10 protein-coding genes are annotated in these 14175 nt (G+C 71.8%); 9 read left to right on the forward strand and 1 reads right to left on the reverse strand.

The window, feature by feature from the left end; genetic code table 11:
- The first annotated feature begins 58 nt into the window (after positions 1-58).
- The 4 genes from OG989_RS13110 to OG989_RS13125 all read left to right on the forward strand — a co-directional run bounded on the left by OG989_RS13110 (position 59) and on the right by OG989_RS13125 (position 5441).
- Positions 59-1384 carry an oligosaccharide flippase family protein gene (locus tag OG989_RS13110; protein WP_327030651.1) on the forward strand — a complete coding sequence of 442 codons (1326 nt, stop codon included), beginning with the start codon at positions 59-61 and terminating at the stop codon, positions 1382-1384.
- Positions 1374-2552, forward strand: coding sequence for a polysaccharide pyruvyl transferase family protein (locus OG989_RS13115; protein ID WP_327030652.1), 1179 nt, complete (start codon positions 1374-1376; stop codon positions 2550-2552). Before OG989_RS13110 ends, OG989_RS13115 begins: the two co-directional genes overlap by 11 nt.
- 122 nt (positions 2553-2674) lie before the next feature.
- The gene (locus OG989_RS13120) at positions 2675-3802 is read left to right on the forward strand and encodes an endo-1,4-beta-xylanase (protein ID WP_225852164.1); all 1128 of its coding nucleotides are present in this window, start codon (positions 2675-2677) and stop codon (positions 3800-3802) included.
- A 175-nt stretch (positions 3803-3977) separates the two neighbouring features.
- On the forward strand, positions 3978-5441 hold the full coding sequence (locus OG989_RS13125; RefSeq protein ID WP_151454413.1) for a sugar transferase: 1464 nt from the start codon (positions 3978-3980) through the stop codon (positions 5439-5441).
- A 37-nt stretch (positions 5442-5478) separates the two neighbouring features.
- Here the strand turns inward: OG989_RS13125 and OG989_RS13130 are convergent, their stop codons facing one another.
- Positions 5479-6531, reverse strand: a complete 1053-nt coding sequence (locus OG989_RS13130) for an LCP family protein (RefSeq protein ID WP_327030653.1) — start codon at positions 6529-6531, stop codon at positions 5479-5481.
- 359 nt (positions 6532-6890) lie between these two features.
- Between OG989_RS13130 and OG989_RS13135 the strand changes: the two genes are divergently transcribed.
- The 5 genes from OG989_RS13135 (at position 6891) to OG989_RS13155 (ending at position 13878) form a co-directional block, all read left to right on the forward strand.
- Positions 6891-7451 (forward strand): hypothetical protein, encoded by a 561-nt coding sequence (locus OG989_RS13135; protein ID WP_151454405.1) that lies wholly within the window; start codon positions 6891-6893, stop codon positions 7449-7451.
- 208 nt (positions 7452-7659) lie between these two features.
- Positions 7660-11598, forward strand: coding sequence for an ALF repeat-containing protein (locus OG989_RS13140; protein WP_327030654.1), 3939 nt, complete (start codon positions 7660-7662; stop codon positions 11596-11598).
- Positions 11599-11847 carry a hypothetical protein gene (locus OG989_RS13145; RefSeq protein WP_151454407.1) on the forward strand — a complete coding sequence of 83 codons (249 nt, stop codon included), beginning with the start codon at positions 11599-11601 and terminating at the stop codon, positions 11845-11847.
- Positions 11848-12081: 234 nt separating this feature from the next.
- Positions 12082-12915 (forward strand): class I SAM-dependent methyltransferase, encoded by an 834-nt coding sequence (locus tag OG989_RS13150; protein WP_327030655.1) that lies wholly within the window; start codon positions 12082-12084, stop codon positions 12913-12915.
- A 144-nt stretch (positions 12916-13059) separates the two neighbouring features.
- Positions 13060-13878, forward strand: coding sequence for an MOSC domain-containing protein (locus OG989_RS13155; RefSeq protein ID WP_327030656.1), 819 nt, complete (start codon positions 13060-13062; stop codon positions 13876-13878).
- Positions 13879-14175 lie beyond the last annotated feature (297 nt).

Genomic DNA, 14175 nt, shown 5'->3' on the forward strand with positions numbered 1-14175 from the left:
TGGCAGCCAGACCGGCGCGAGCGGCGCGACGCCACCGAAGGCGGCCCGCGGCCGGGCCGTGACAGCCCTCATCCATCTCGGCATGCTGGCGTTGAGCCAGGTCGGCGTCACCCTGGCCGCCTTCGGGACGCAGATCCTCCTCGCCCGCACTCTTCCCCAGGAGGCCTTCGGCACGTTCACCGCTGCCCTGGCGGTGGTGTCGCTGACCGCACCGCTGGCGGTCTTCGGTGTGCCCGAATTGTGGTTGCAGCGGTTCGGGCGTGAGGGCGAACGGGCCCGCCGGTGGGTCGGCCCGTCGCTGCGGGTGATGGCGGCCGGCAGCGCCCTGACCGTCGCGGGAGTCCTGGCCTGGAGCCTCGCCGAGTGGTCCGATCCGGTCGGGGCCGGGGTGCGGGCGCTGCTGGCGACCGTCGTCGTCGCCCAGGCCGGGCTGGCGCTGGTCGGCTCGGTGCAGCAGTTGCGGGGCGACTACCGAGGCCTCTCCGCGCTCCAGGTCGCACCGCACCTGGCCCGCGTGCTCGTGGTGCTCGTGGTGTGGGTGTGCGGGCTCTCCGTGCTGGCCACGGCCGCCGGGTACGCCATCGTGGCGCTGCTCACCGTTGCCGGCTGTGTAGCGGTGATGCGGCCCTTCCTCCGGGGCGGCGTGCCGCTGGAGGGACATGCTCACGTCGTGCCACCGGGATCTTCGGCCACCGGGGTCGGCGTGGCGCGGGTGGCCGGCGCCGCGACGCCTTTCGTGCTGGGCAACATCTTCTACCTGATCGGCATGTACCTCGGCACGGTGGTCGCCGCCGAATTCCTTGGCCCGGCGTCGGCGGCCGTCCTGGCCGTCCCGATGTCCGTGCTGACCGCGGTCTACCTCGTCCCCCGGGTCGTCTACCAGCAGTATTTCCTGGCCAGGCTGCACCGCTGGTCGGGCACCGACCGCGACGCCGTCCTGATCGCCTACCGCTGGGGCGGTCTCGGGATGCTCGCGCTCGGCGTGGTCGTCGCGGCGCTGGTCGCGCTGGGTGGCCTGCCGGTGCTGCCCTTCCTGCTCGGCTCCGAGTACGGTGAGTCGGCGACCGTCATGGCACTGCTGGCCCTGGCCATTCCGTTCCGGTTCGCCGGCGCGGCCGTCGCCTCGCTGCTCACCAGCGGCGGCCTGCTCCGCCTGAAGGTGACCTACCAGGGCGTGGGCGCCCTGGTGTTCCTCGTGGCCCTGGCGGTGGCCACGCCGCTGTGGGGCGTCACGGGCACGGCCGGGGCTGTCGTCGTCGCCGAGATCATCCTGTGTGCGCTGTTCTGGATCGCGGTACGCGCACGGGTGGTCGGCGATGCTCCTCTGCCGTCGTGGCACGATCTGCGGCGGCGCCTGACTAGGGAGACCCCTCGTGCATCCTGAACCGAGTCCCGCCGCCCGCCGCCCACTGGTCGTCGGCTACTACGGCATGGAGAACGTCGGGGACAACGCCTTCTGCGTCGTCATGGACTGGGCCACCCGCACCTACTGGGGGACCCGGGAACCCGTCTTCGCGGCGCCGCCGATGGTCGACCTGCCGGCCGAGAGCGTCGGCATGAATCCCCGCTGGTACCGCTCACGCAGTCTGCCCGACCGTGTCGGCTGGGTGCTGAACAAGGCGGCGTTGCTGGGCCGCTCCTCGATGCTGGTCTTCGGCGGCGGTTCGGTCTTCCGTGACATGGGCCCGCTGAGCGAGAAGAAGCTCTTCTCGCTGTTCTCCCGTGCCTCCGGCCACCCGATGGCCGCTGTCGGCGTCTCCATCGGCCCGTTCCTGTCCGCAGCGGCCGAGCGGCGGCTCGTCGAGGTGCTGCGTCGGATCGACTTCATCGGTGTACGCGACCTCGCTTCGGCCGAGATCCTCGAACGCGCCGGATATCCGGGGGTGCTGGTGTCCGCCGGAGACCTCGCCGGGCTGCTGCCGGAGGCGCTGGGTGAGCCGATTCCCGAGCGCCGGCCGAGGCCCTCGTCGGGAGGCCGGGCCCGGCTCGGGGTGACTCTGCTCGGGGTCGACTACGAGGCCGAGGCCCCGCAGACGCGGCAGCGGGAGGACGCGCTGATCGAGGGCGTCCGCCGGCTGGTTCTGAAGGAGCCCGTGGACGTCACCGTCTTCGTGTTCAACACCCATCCCGTGCACGGCGACGAGCGGGTGAGCGACCGCCTCGGGGCGGCCCTGGACGGGCTCTGCGACGTCCGTGTGGTGACCGCCCGGGACGGGGTGCGGGCCTGCTGGGACGAGATGAAGCGCTGCGACATCGGCCTGCACATGCGGTTGCACGGTGCGGTCTTCGCGTACCTGGCGGGTGTTCCGTTCACACTGGTGCCCTATCAGAAGAAGTGCGACGACTTCCTCGCCGAGATCGGCCAGCCGGAGTCCGCGCGCCTCGGGCGCGTGCCCGAGGGCCCCGTGGAGGTGACCCGGGTGCTCGCGGACCTGCTGACCGCCGAGGCGGTGCCACGCCTGCCGCGCGAGGAGTTCGCCGAACGCGCCCGGTGGAACTTCACCCGGGCGCCATGGGCCCTCCGTGACGCACCGGGCCAGCCCGTACGGTGATCGTCGATCTTTCCACCCGGGGCGGCGACCCTGCGGCGCCGTCCGCGGGGGCCCTCGACGGCCTGGCCCACGGGCCGGTCCCTCGACGCCCCGCGGCCGTTTCCCGGTCCCGCCTCCTCCGCGTGCCGGTCCTGCTGGTGTCGATCGTGCTGATCGTTGCCGCGCTGGTCGCCGTCGGCCTGGTGCTGGTGCGGCACGGCTCGGAGCGTCCGCCGGTGGGTGGCGACTCGGGACCGGCTGGCGGGCCCTCGGCCGCCATCGCGCCCGGCCGGCAGGCGTTGCGTGACCTGATGCCGCCCGAGGTGCGGATCGGCTCGGCGGTGGACGGTCGGGGGCTCAGCCTGGATCCCGCCTATCGGAGCCTCCTCGGCACCGAGTTCAACGGCATAACGGCCGAGAACGCCATGAAATGGCGCAGCCTGGAACCGTTGCCAGGGGTGCATGCCTGGGCCGGCGCCGATCAACTCGTCGAGTTCGCTCAACAGCACGGCCAGGCGGTGTACGGCCACACCCTGGTGTGGCACAGCGACGTGCCCAAATGGGTCTCCCCGGACTGGCCGGCGGAACGGATCCGTGCCGTCCTCCGGGAACACGTGACGACGGTGGTCTCCCGGTACCGGGGACGCGTCTGGGCCTGGGACGTGGTCAACGAGGTGCTGGACGAGGACGGGACCCTGCGCGACACCCTCTGGCTGCGCAAGCTCGGTCCCGGATACGTCGCCGACGCCTTCCGCTGGGCCCACGCGGCCGATCCGGGCGCGCGTCTGTTCATCAACGACTACGGCGTCGAGGGCCAGACCCGGAAGGCGGACGCGCTGTTGAAGCTCGTCCGCGAGCTGCGCCGAGCCGGCGTCCCGGTGGACGGCGTCGGATTCCAGAGCCACCTCAGGTGGGACCAGCCACCTCGCGACCTCGTCGGGAACCTGCGCCGGTTCGCGCAACTGGGGGTCTCGGTGGCCATCACCGAACTGGACGTGCGGGTCGCGCTGCCGAGCACCCCGTCGAAGCTGGAACAGCAGGCCGCGCTCTACCGGCAGGTGCTCCGCGCCTGCCTCGCGGTACCCGCCTGCGTGTCGCTCACCGTCTGGGGCTTCACGGACGCGCACAGCTGGATTTCGGGTTACCACCGCGGTTACGGGGCGGCGTGCCTCTTCGACAGCAACCTGGTCCCGAAACCCGCGCATGCCGCGTTGCTGGACGAGCTACGCCGGCAACCACCCCGCACCGGGATGGCGCCGCGCCCCGGCTGACCGGGACGAGGCCGCGGGCGTCCGGCCCGGGGCCCGCCGCCCCTCTGGTGACGACGATTAGCACGGTGAAAGGAAGGTCGTGTCCGGGCAGACTCAGTTCCTCTCGACTGTGGCGCCGCACCAGGCACCGAGGTTCGATCCCGAACTCGGGGTGATCACACCCCCTTCCAACGGCATGCCGCGGTCGGCGTTCGGTCGGCCCGTCGCCCCACGGGTCAGGTGGCGCCGGCGGTACGTGGCCTGCCTCGTCCTGATCGACTTCGTCGCCGCCCTGGCGGCGAGCCGGACCGTGGTGGCTCTGCTCGACGAGGCCGACGCGGGCTTCTGGGACCAGCGGGTGTTCGGCGGTACGGTCAGCGCGTTCGCCCTGGTGGCGAACCTCGGCGTGCCGTTGATGTGGATGACGGTCCTGGCCGCCGCCGGCGCGTACGACCGGCGGGCGCTCGGGCGCGGCACCGAGGAACTCAAGCGGGTGGTGCGGGCCAACGTCGCGATGGCCGCCACCGTGTCGTTCCTGGCGCTCGGCTTCAAGAAGGACCTGTCCCGGGCGACGGTCGCCGCCATCATCCTCTGCCTGCTCTTCTACGCCCTGGTGTCCCGGGCGGGCGCCCGCGTCGTGCTCCGGCGGATCCGCCGGGTCAGCCAGCGGGCGTCACAGCGGGTGCTGCTGGTCGGGAGGCTCTCCGACGCCTTGGCCGTGCACGAGGTGGTGACCCGCAACCCGGGTGCCGGGCTGCGCCCGATCGCCATCCACCTGCCGCACCATCCGCGGCCGGGGGAGCGCGTCACGGCGCCGGTGCCGGTCTACGTCGGCTGGGACCTGGTGCCGCTGGTGCAGCAGTTGGGCGCGGACACCATCGCCGTCTGCGGTCCGGCCAGCCTCGAGTCGTACGAGCTGCGCAAGCTGGCCTGGCAGTTGGAGGGGACGGGGCTTGATCTCGTGGTGGTGCCGCAGGTCACCGACGTCACCGGCCCGCGCATCCACGTCCGTCCGATCGAGGGCCTGCCCCTGCTCAACGTCGAGGAGCCGACGATCTCGGGCCTCTCGCTGCTGGTCAAGAGCATGCTCGATCGGGCCGCCGCGTTGGTCGGGCTGCTGCTGCTGAGCCCGCTGCTGGCCGGGATCGCACTGGCCATCAAGCTGACCGACCGTGGACCGGTGCTGTTCCGGCAGACGCGGATCGGCCAGGAGGGGCGGGCCTTCAAGGTCTGGAAGTTCCGCACCATGTACACCGACGCCGAGCAACGGCTGGAGGCGTTGCGCGATCGGAACGAGAGCGACGGGCTGCTCTTCAAGATCAAGGATGATCCTCGCGTCACGCCCATCGGCCGGCATCTGCGCGGGCTGTCGCTGGACGAACTGCCCCAACTGGCGAACGTGCTGATGGGGCAGATGTCGCTGGTCGGCCCGCGTCCGCTGCCCACCGAGGACGACGACTACCGTGGCGACGTTCGGCGGCGCCTGCTCGTCCGGCCCGGCATCACCGGGCTCTGGCAGATCTCCGGCCGCTCCGACCTGACGTGGGAGGACGCGGTCCGGCTCGACCTGCACTACGTCGACAACTGGTCGCTCGTCTACGACCTGGGCATCCTGTGGAAGACGGTCAGCGTGGTGCTCGCGCGGCGCGGCGCCTACTGACTCCGGGCCACGCACCGGGCGGGTGGCGGCCCGCCCACTATCGCTTGCCCCCGCTGATGATCTCCTTAACCGCGTCCCGGCGGACCGAGTCGTAGAACGACTTCACCCGATTCGCGTCGGCGAAGACGACGCTCTCGGTGCCGACCCGCCCGGTGCCCTTCGTCGGGCTGGTCAGGAAGAACAGGTTCCCGCTGCGCAGGCCGCGCAGCTCGGTGGCCATGTCCAACAGGGACAGGTCCTTGTCCACCGAGACGGAGTCCGAGGTGGCCTGGAGGAAGGAGTTCAACTTCCCCGGGTTGGTCAGGACGCCGCCCGACGAGACCTTGTCCAGGATCGCCTTGATCACCTGCTGCTGGTGGCGGATCCGGGCGAAGTCCCCGTCCGCGAACTGCTTTCGCTGACGGGCGTAGTCGAGCGCGGCCTCGCCGTCCATCTCCTGCGGGCCCTGCGCGAAGGTCCGGAACGGCGGGTGGATCGAGGTGAAGGTCTTCTCCGAGGTGATCCGGACCCCACCCAGCGCGTCGATGATCTCCTTGAATCCGGCGAAGTCGACCATCGCCACATGGTCGACGCGGACCCCGGTGAACTTCTCTACGGTCTGCACCATCAGCGGCACGCCGCCCCACGCGTAGGCCGCGTTGACCTTGGCGTCCCGGCCGCCGTGGCCGCCGTCCCGCGACCGGGGCACGGGGACCCAGGTGTCCCGTGGGATCGAGATGAGCTGCGCGCTCGACCGGTCCTTCGGCAGGTGGGCCAGGATAATCGTGTCGGTACGTGACCCCGACGTGCTCTCCGGGTCCCGGGTGTCGCTGCCCAGGATCAGGATGTTCATCGCGCCCTTGGTCACCGCCTGCGGGCGGGACTCCTCCGGCACGCCGGTGAAGGCGTCGACCCGCTCGATGTCCGACTCAACGGAGCGCAGGTAGAGCCCGCCGGCCACCACGCCGCCCACCCCGAGCAACGCGACCACCAGCAGGCTCACCAGGACGATCCGCCGCCAGCGGCGACGGGGCTTTCCCGCCGTCCGCAGCTCCTGGGGCTCGGGGCTGGCGGTTGTCGGCTCCGGCTCGACGGACTGTGGGGTTGGCATGCCGGCGATGCTACTGATCCGTCCGTTCGCCCGGGTACCCTCCTCCGGCTGGTGACGGCCCCCGTCCGTGCCGACCCGTCCACCTCGTCCTGTGAATCCGAGCGCGGGTATGGCAGCGGATTGGCTCACGATCAGCGCGACGACGGGTCCCGACAGCACTGATGAGACACCCGGCATTGACGCTCATTGTCCTTATTGTCTGCTGGGGCTGCGGTCGGGGGTCGGGTGACTCTACGGTTACGGCGCTTCGCGATCGTCTCGTTGGCCGACGGGGGCACCGACGGTCAGGGCTGTCGGGTGTGGCTATTTCGGGCGACTGGATGGTTTCGGGCACTCCACTTCCAGACAGGAGCGCATGCATGAAACTGTCCATCCGGTCGAGAGGCGTGCTGATCGGCGCCGCGACGGCAGTCGTGGTCCTCGCGGGCGGTGCGGTCGGGGTGGGAGGCGCCCTCGCGGCGGATCCCACCGACGTACCGACCGAGACCAACGGCGGATCGATCGTCGAGGACTTCAAGTACCCGAACGCCGCCGAGATCCTCGCGACGCAGAACGTCAAGTTGATCCGTGGCGACGGGCACATCCTCCTGGTCGACTGCGCCACGCCGCCGGTCGGCGACATCGGCCTGTTGAAGGTCCGGACCACCGACGAGCAGATCGGCGCCGACGGCATCGGACGCGTCTGTTTCAAGGTGACTTCTCCGTCCGGGTGGCTCGAGCTCGAGGTTCCCGGGGTGTACGAGATCCGCGGTGACGGTCAGCGCACGGGCACGGGCCACGAGGTGACCGCCGAGCTCGAGAGCGACGAGGGCGAGGAGATCACCGTCGACGTGGACCCGGACGGCAGCACCCAGGTGGGCCTGGGCGCCGACCCGACCGCTTCGCCCACGATGCTCCTTCGGCTCACGGTGACCGGCTGACGTCAGCCGGTCGCGTCTTCCTTGAACACGAGCACCTCGACGGTCCGAACCGTCGAGGTGCTCCTCGGCTCGTCCCACTGCGGCACGGGCCAGTCCTGCGCATCATCCAACGGGGATCGGAGTGACCGTGAGTACGTCACCTGGTGTTTTCCTGTCCAAACCTCCTCTTCCGGGCGCGGTCCGACGCCGAGCGCTCGTCGCAGCGCTCATGGTGCTGGCACTGCTCACCGGCTTCCTGCGAGCCACGCCCGCTCGGGCCGAGGACCCGGCGGTCCCCCCGGACCGCGCGCTGGTCGTCAACGCCTGGAAGTCGGGGGGAATGCAGGTCCGGGCGGCGGCCGAGATCGCGCTGCTCGGCACCGACGCGCAGGTCAGTGAGTTCCTCAACGGTGGTCTGGAGAAGGCCCAGCGATTCGACGAACTCGACGCGGTGGCCGGCGTGGTCGGCGAAGGCGGGCCCTCCGTGCGGGCCGCCGCCAAACAGGCACTGGACGCCGCCGACGCCGGCGACCTGGAGGCGGTCTCGGCGTTCCTCTCGCATGGCTGGCAGGGGCCTTCCGACATCGACACTCGGCTGTCGGTCAACCAGGTGATGGCTGTCGGGGGCGATCAGGTCCGCGAGGCGGCGCAGCAGGCCCTCGACTCCGAGAACCCGGCGGTGATGCGGGCGTTCCTCGACTCCGGCTGGCAGTTGCAGTGGCAGACCGATCAGCGGCTGCGGATCAACCAGGCGATGGCCACGGGAGGACCGCAGGTCCGCGCGGCCGGGCAGAAGGCGCTCGACGCCGGGACGCCGGAGGCGCTCGAGACCTTCCTGGCGTACGGCTGGTCGGTGGCGGCGGCCCAGGACGAGGAGGTCGCCACCCTTACCGGTCTGCTGGCCCAGGCGCAGGCCGCGGGCGAGGTGGCCGCCAGGGAGACGAAGCACGCCACGCAGGAGGCGGACCGGGCGAAGGCCGCGTCCGATGCCGCCCGGCGGGCCGCAGCGGACGCTGCGCGGGCCACCGAGGCCGCGAGGTCGAACATGAAGGAGGCTGCCGCACAGGCCAGGCGAGCCGCAGTCGCGGCGCAGAAGGCGGCGCAGGCGGCGAAGGTCGCCGTGCAGGCGGCCGCCGCCGCGAGCCGTGCGGCACGGGCCGCCTCGACCGCCGCCGCGCGAGCGGCGTCCGCGGCCTCGAAGGCCGGTCAGGCGGCGACCAAGGCATACAAGGCAGCCGCCGACGCGGCGACGGACAGGACGAAGGCGGCGGACGCCCGCGCGAAGGCGGAGCAGGCCAACGCGGCGGCCCGGGACGCGGAGGAATTCGCCAAGAAGGCCGACGCGGCCGGTAAGGCGATCGAGGCGGGCCGGGACGCCGTGGCAGCGGCAAAATCGGCCGCCGCCCACGCGAGGTCGGCCGCGGCCGCGAACGACGACGCCGCCAGGCACGCCAACAGCGCCGGCGCGGACGCCCGGGAGGCGGTGGCCGCAGCCAACCAGGCCCGGGCCAACGCCGACCGGGCCACCAGGGCGGCAGCCGCCGCGGAGAAGTACCTCCAGGTGGCGATCAATGCCGCCTACGCGGCCCGCGACGCCGCGAAGCGCGCGGCGGTGAACGCCCGGGCTGCGGCGCAGGCCGCGATCTTCGCGGCCGACCATGCCGGAGAGGCGGCAGAGGCGGCGAAGCGCGCCACCGAGTACGCCAACGCGGCGACGCAGGCTGCCACGGACGCGGTGAACGCCGGCGTGCAGGCGGCGGCGGTCTACGAGGCGGCCCGCGAGGCCGACGTGGAGCGGCTGGCGGTCTCCCGGGACCAGGGGCTGGAGGCCGCGCAGGCGGCGAACACCGAGTACGAGTCCCAGCAGCGCGCGGGCGACTGGGACGTCGAGCAGGCGGCGAAGCGGGATGCGGAGACCAGGAGCCTGATCGCCGAGGTCCAGAACCCCGCCACTGCGCCGGCCAGGGCCGTCGCCGCCAGCCGCCAGGTTGCGCTGAACCTCACGTCGTCGCGGGGTGCCTGGACGCAGCAGGCTGCCATGGCGGCCCTGGCAGGCAGCGATGAGCAGGCGGTCGCGTTCGTCCGGACGGGGCTCGCCGCCACCGAGGCCCGGGACAACCGCCAGGCGGTCATGGACCTGGCGATCACCGAGAACACCGCACTGCGGGACGCGGCGCTGGCCGCGCTGGCCGGCAGCGACGCGGTGGTCGCGCAGTTCCTGCGCACCCAGAACTACCCGGGGCGCTACACGCAGGATCGGCTGAAGGTCAACCAGATCCTCGCTGCCGCCCGCACCGCTGGTGATGTCGTGCTCGAGCAGAAGGCACAGGAGGCGCTGGACGCCGACACCCTGCAGGCTCTGCGCGACTTCCTGGACACCGGCCAGTACACGGCTGCCGCCATCGGTGAGCGTGTGCGGGTCAACCAGGTCATCGCCGACCCGGCCAGTGGACCGGAGCTCAAGGCCGCAGCCCAGATCGCTCTGGACGGGCCCGCGCCCGGCCTGCGGGAATTCCTCGAGAGCGGCCGGTACATCGCCGCCGAGCGGGACTACGACAACGCCATTCACCTCACGGTCGTCGGCAGCCTCCTCGAGCGGATCAACGAGGTCGCAGAGACCGCCGTGACGAACTCGTTCGAGGCGCAGGCCGTCGCGGCACGGGCGCGTAACGACGCCGCTCTGGCCGAGCAGCACGCCCGGGACGCGCTTCTCTCGGCGGACAAGGCGGAGGGTTACGCGAACAAGGCGAGGGGCTACGCGAGCCAGGCCGCTCAGTCGGTGCAGAAGGCCGCAGCCGCTGTCGCGACCGCCAAGGACGCGTCCACCCGGGCCAACGCCTCGGCCCGCAGCGCCATCCGGTCCGCCGCCTGGGCGGTCGCCTCGCACAAGAAGGCGATCAAGGCTGCTGCCGAGGCCAACGCCGCCGCCAAGCGTGCGTACGACTCGGCCAGGGCCGCCGGGGAGGACGCCAACGCCGCCGTCGCCGCCGCCAAGCAGGCGTACGACACGTACTCCCACGCCCAGGGCCTCGAGATCGCGAAGTGCCACACGGAGTATGCGGCCGATCCCATCGTCGAGCTCGAGAGGATTCTGAGCGGCACGCAGCACGAGTGGTACCGCAACTGCGTCGCCAACGTCGTTCCCGACCCGGCAGAGCTGGCCAACCGGGCCTACACCAACGCCGCCCTGTGCGACATCTATCCCCAGGGCAGCCAGCTCTACCAGAACTGCATCCACTCCACCCTCGACCCCGAGTTCAAGGGGATGCAGCCGCTGATCTTCTTCGTCGAGTTGGTGAAGGGGCTCGTCGCCACTCTCGCTCCGGTCGGGGCGCTCGCCATCGTGCTCTGCGTCGCCACCGTCGTCTGCGGAGCCGTCGCGGGGACTCTGCTCACCGTCGGCGAGGTCGGGCTCAACGTCTACAAGCTGATCAACGGGGATCAGACCCTCGCGCAGACCCTGCTCAAACTCGGCCAGACAGCGCTCGAAACCCTGGTGTTCCTCGGTGCCGCGAAGCTCATCAGCGCTGGCTTCCAGAGCGCCCGTGCTCTCTACATCGCCAACCAGAACGCCAAGAAGGCGCAGGCGGAGCTGAAGGCGGTGAACGCCATCCGGCTGAAGATGGTGGAGGTCACCTCCTGCCTGTGGCGTGGCAGTGCCGTCACCCTCGCAGGTGTCGCGCTTCTCGCCCCAGTCGGTGCCTCCACGGCCACCGCCCCTGCCCCGTCGGTCGTTCACGACGCACGGCAGATCTCTCTGGCGGCACCGCAATCCGCGCCAGGGTGTGGCGTCGAAACGGTACGGGAGGCCGAATACGAGTGGCGGCATCCGGAGAGCAGGAGCCTGTTCGACGCCTATCTCGACGACAAGGGCGGTCTCTGGATGCTGGTCGAGGTCACAGAGGGGTCCCCCGTCCGAGGCAGAGACATCTTCATTCGGATCATGTCGCTGTTCGGGAGCCGCGTGAAGACGGTTGAAGGTAACCTCGTGGACTCCAACAAGGATTCCTTCGCCGCCGCGCTTGCCGCCGGAAAGACTCCTACAGAGGCGGCATGGGCGACCTGGACCGGAAAGATGGCGCGTGAGCACGGCTACACGAAGATTCTCCACGTCGATCAGGAGGTTTTTCCGGACAAGCCGGTGCGGATCACCTTCGGGAGGCCATAAGTGATCGTATGGGACGAGTGGCATCCGTTCCTTCGCCGGATCGTGAACGAGGGCGGCGACATCGGCGACGTGGCGCGTGCCATCAGAGATCACGGCGAAGGCCGGTACATCCAGGCGGGACGCGCGGCGCGAGAGGAGTTCGGCCTGCCCCTGCCCGACGTCCTGAAGATCATTGCCTGGGCCGAGGCGAAGGGTGGCGACGAGGGCCTGGCTGAACTTCGGGCGGAGATCCGCACTCCACTGAAGTGATCGCTGATACCTGTCTCCTCCGAGCGGACGTACGAGTTCGGACGGCCTGGGTGATGTGACCCGCTGATTCCGATCGCTGGGCGTCTGTGATGGTGAACCTCCCGAGCGGGAGTGCCTCTGGTTCGAGGCGCTCCCGCTCGGGCGCATCCCGCCCCGCCTTCCGCTCGCCCACTTCACCGGCGCCGGCGCCAGCTTCCACTACACCTGACCGCCTGCGGCTGGTAGAACCCTTGCGTGGACGCAACGAAGCTCCGACGGGCCATCGCCCGCACCCCCCTCGCCCCCGTCGCGGCCTTCCCCAAGCGCCTGGCCCGCGTCGTCCGCCACGACGCCAAGGTGCTGCGCACCTCGGCCCGCTGGCTGGTCACCTCACGGGAGCACCACAACTACACGTACGAGCTGACCAAGCTGAGCCGGCACCACCTCGCCTGGTTCGTCAGCGTGGTCTGCGACGTGCCCGTCAAGCAGGTCCGCGCGTACTTTGCCGAGATCGAGTCGGACGACGCGCTGCGCCGGCACATCGAGTCCGCCACCGCCGGCGCCGCCCGCCGGGGCCTGGCCGACCGGCAGGTCCGCTACGCCCGCCGCATCGGGTGGTACGCCATCGTGCGCGCCACGAAGCCGACGCACGTGGTCGAGACCGGCGTCGACAAGGGGCTCGGCAGTTGCGTGCTCGCCGCCGCGCTGTTGCGCAACGCCGCCGACGGGCAGCCCGGCCGGGTCACCTCGCTGGACATCAACCCGGAGGCCGGCTACCTCGCCCGCACCGCGCCCTGGTCGGAGGTGGTCGACCTGGTGATCGGGGACTCGATCGCCTCCATCGCCGCGCTGGACCGGCCGGTCGACCTCTTCCTGCACGACAGCGACCACAGCCGGGCCCACGAGAAGCGCGAGTTCGAGGCCGTCGAGACCAAGTTGGCGCCGGGCGCGATCCTGCTCACCGACAACGTCACCGCCACCAACGTCCTCGCCGAGCACGCCGAGCGCACCGGCCGGCGGTTCCTCGCCTACCGGGAGACCCCCGCCAACCACTGGTACCCGGGCGACGGCATCGGCGTCGCCTGGTGATCGCGGTCGTGCGGGCCGGGTCGGCGCGAGGTGCCGGAGGCCCTCGACCAGCCGGGGCACGCTGAACGGGCGTCCCACGCGACGACGCCGGCACGGGAGCAGGCGGGGGCGACGGCCGCGCGCGGGCCGTGGCAGGGTGGGCGGATGCGGTTGAGCGCCATCCACACGTACCCCGTCAAGGGTTGTCGCCGGCTCGACCACGACGTCGCGGGCGTCGAGCCGTGGGGCCTGGCCGGCGACCGGCGCTGGATGATCGTCGACGCGGACGGCGTCGGCGTCACCCAGCGGGAGACGACCCGCCTGGTCGGCCTGCACGCCACGCCCCACGACGGTGGCCTGCTGCTGCGCGCCGAGGGGCACGACGACCTGGCCGTGCCCGAGCCGGTCGGCGGCGAACCCGTCGCGGTGCGGACCTTCCGCAACCGCAAGCTGCCCGTCCCCGCGCTCCCCGCCGGGCCGGCGGCCGACGCCTGGATCGGCGCGCTGCTGGGCCGCGCCGTCCGGCTGGTCTGGCTCGCCCGACCGACCCGGCACATCCCGCCGGGGGACCGGGAGCACGACACCGGTGAGCAGGTCAGCTTCGCCGACGCCTACCCGCTGCTGCTGGCCACCGCCGCCTCGCTCGACGCGCTTAACGGGTGGCTCGCCGAGGCCGGCGAGGAGCCCGTGCCGATGGCGCGGTTCCGCCCCAACCTGGTGGTGGAGGGCGCGTCGGCCTGGGCCGAGGACGACTGGGTCGGCCGCCGGCTGCGCATCGGCGCCGCCCGCTTCCGCGCCGCCGGGCCGTGCGACCGCTGCGTGGTCACCACCACCGACCAGGAGACGGGGGTACGCGGGAAGGAGCCGTTGCGCACCCTCGCCCGGCACCGCAAGGTCCGGCAGAAGCTCCTGTTCGGACTCCACCTCGTTCCCGCGGCCCCGGGCAGCGTCGCGCTCGGCGACGAGCTGGTGGTGGAGGACTGACCGGCGGCCCGGCGGCTCGCTTCGCGCGCCGGCGGGCGGACCCTCGCGCGTGGCGGCCCTCGGCGCGGCGCGGCGGCCCGGCGGACTTGTCCGCCCCGGCGGCGGTACGGCAGCATCGACCGGCGTGACCGACGGTACCGCTCCCACGGCAGACCTGCGCGCCCCCGGACGCCGCCGCGCGCCACGCTCCCGGGCTCCCCGCCGGCTCGCCGTCGGCGGTGTCGCGGTGCTCGCGGCGGTGCTCGGCCTCAGCCTGGCCCTGCGCTCCGGGCCCACCCCCGCCTGCGCCGCGCCGCC

This window comes from Micromonospora sp. NBC_01740, from assembly GCF_035920365.1.
GTDB lineage: Bacteria > Actinomycetota > Actinomycetes > Mycobacteriales > Micromonosporaceae > Micromonospora > Micromonospora reichwaldensis.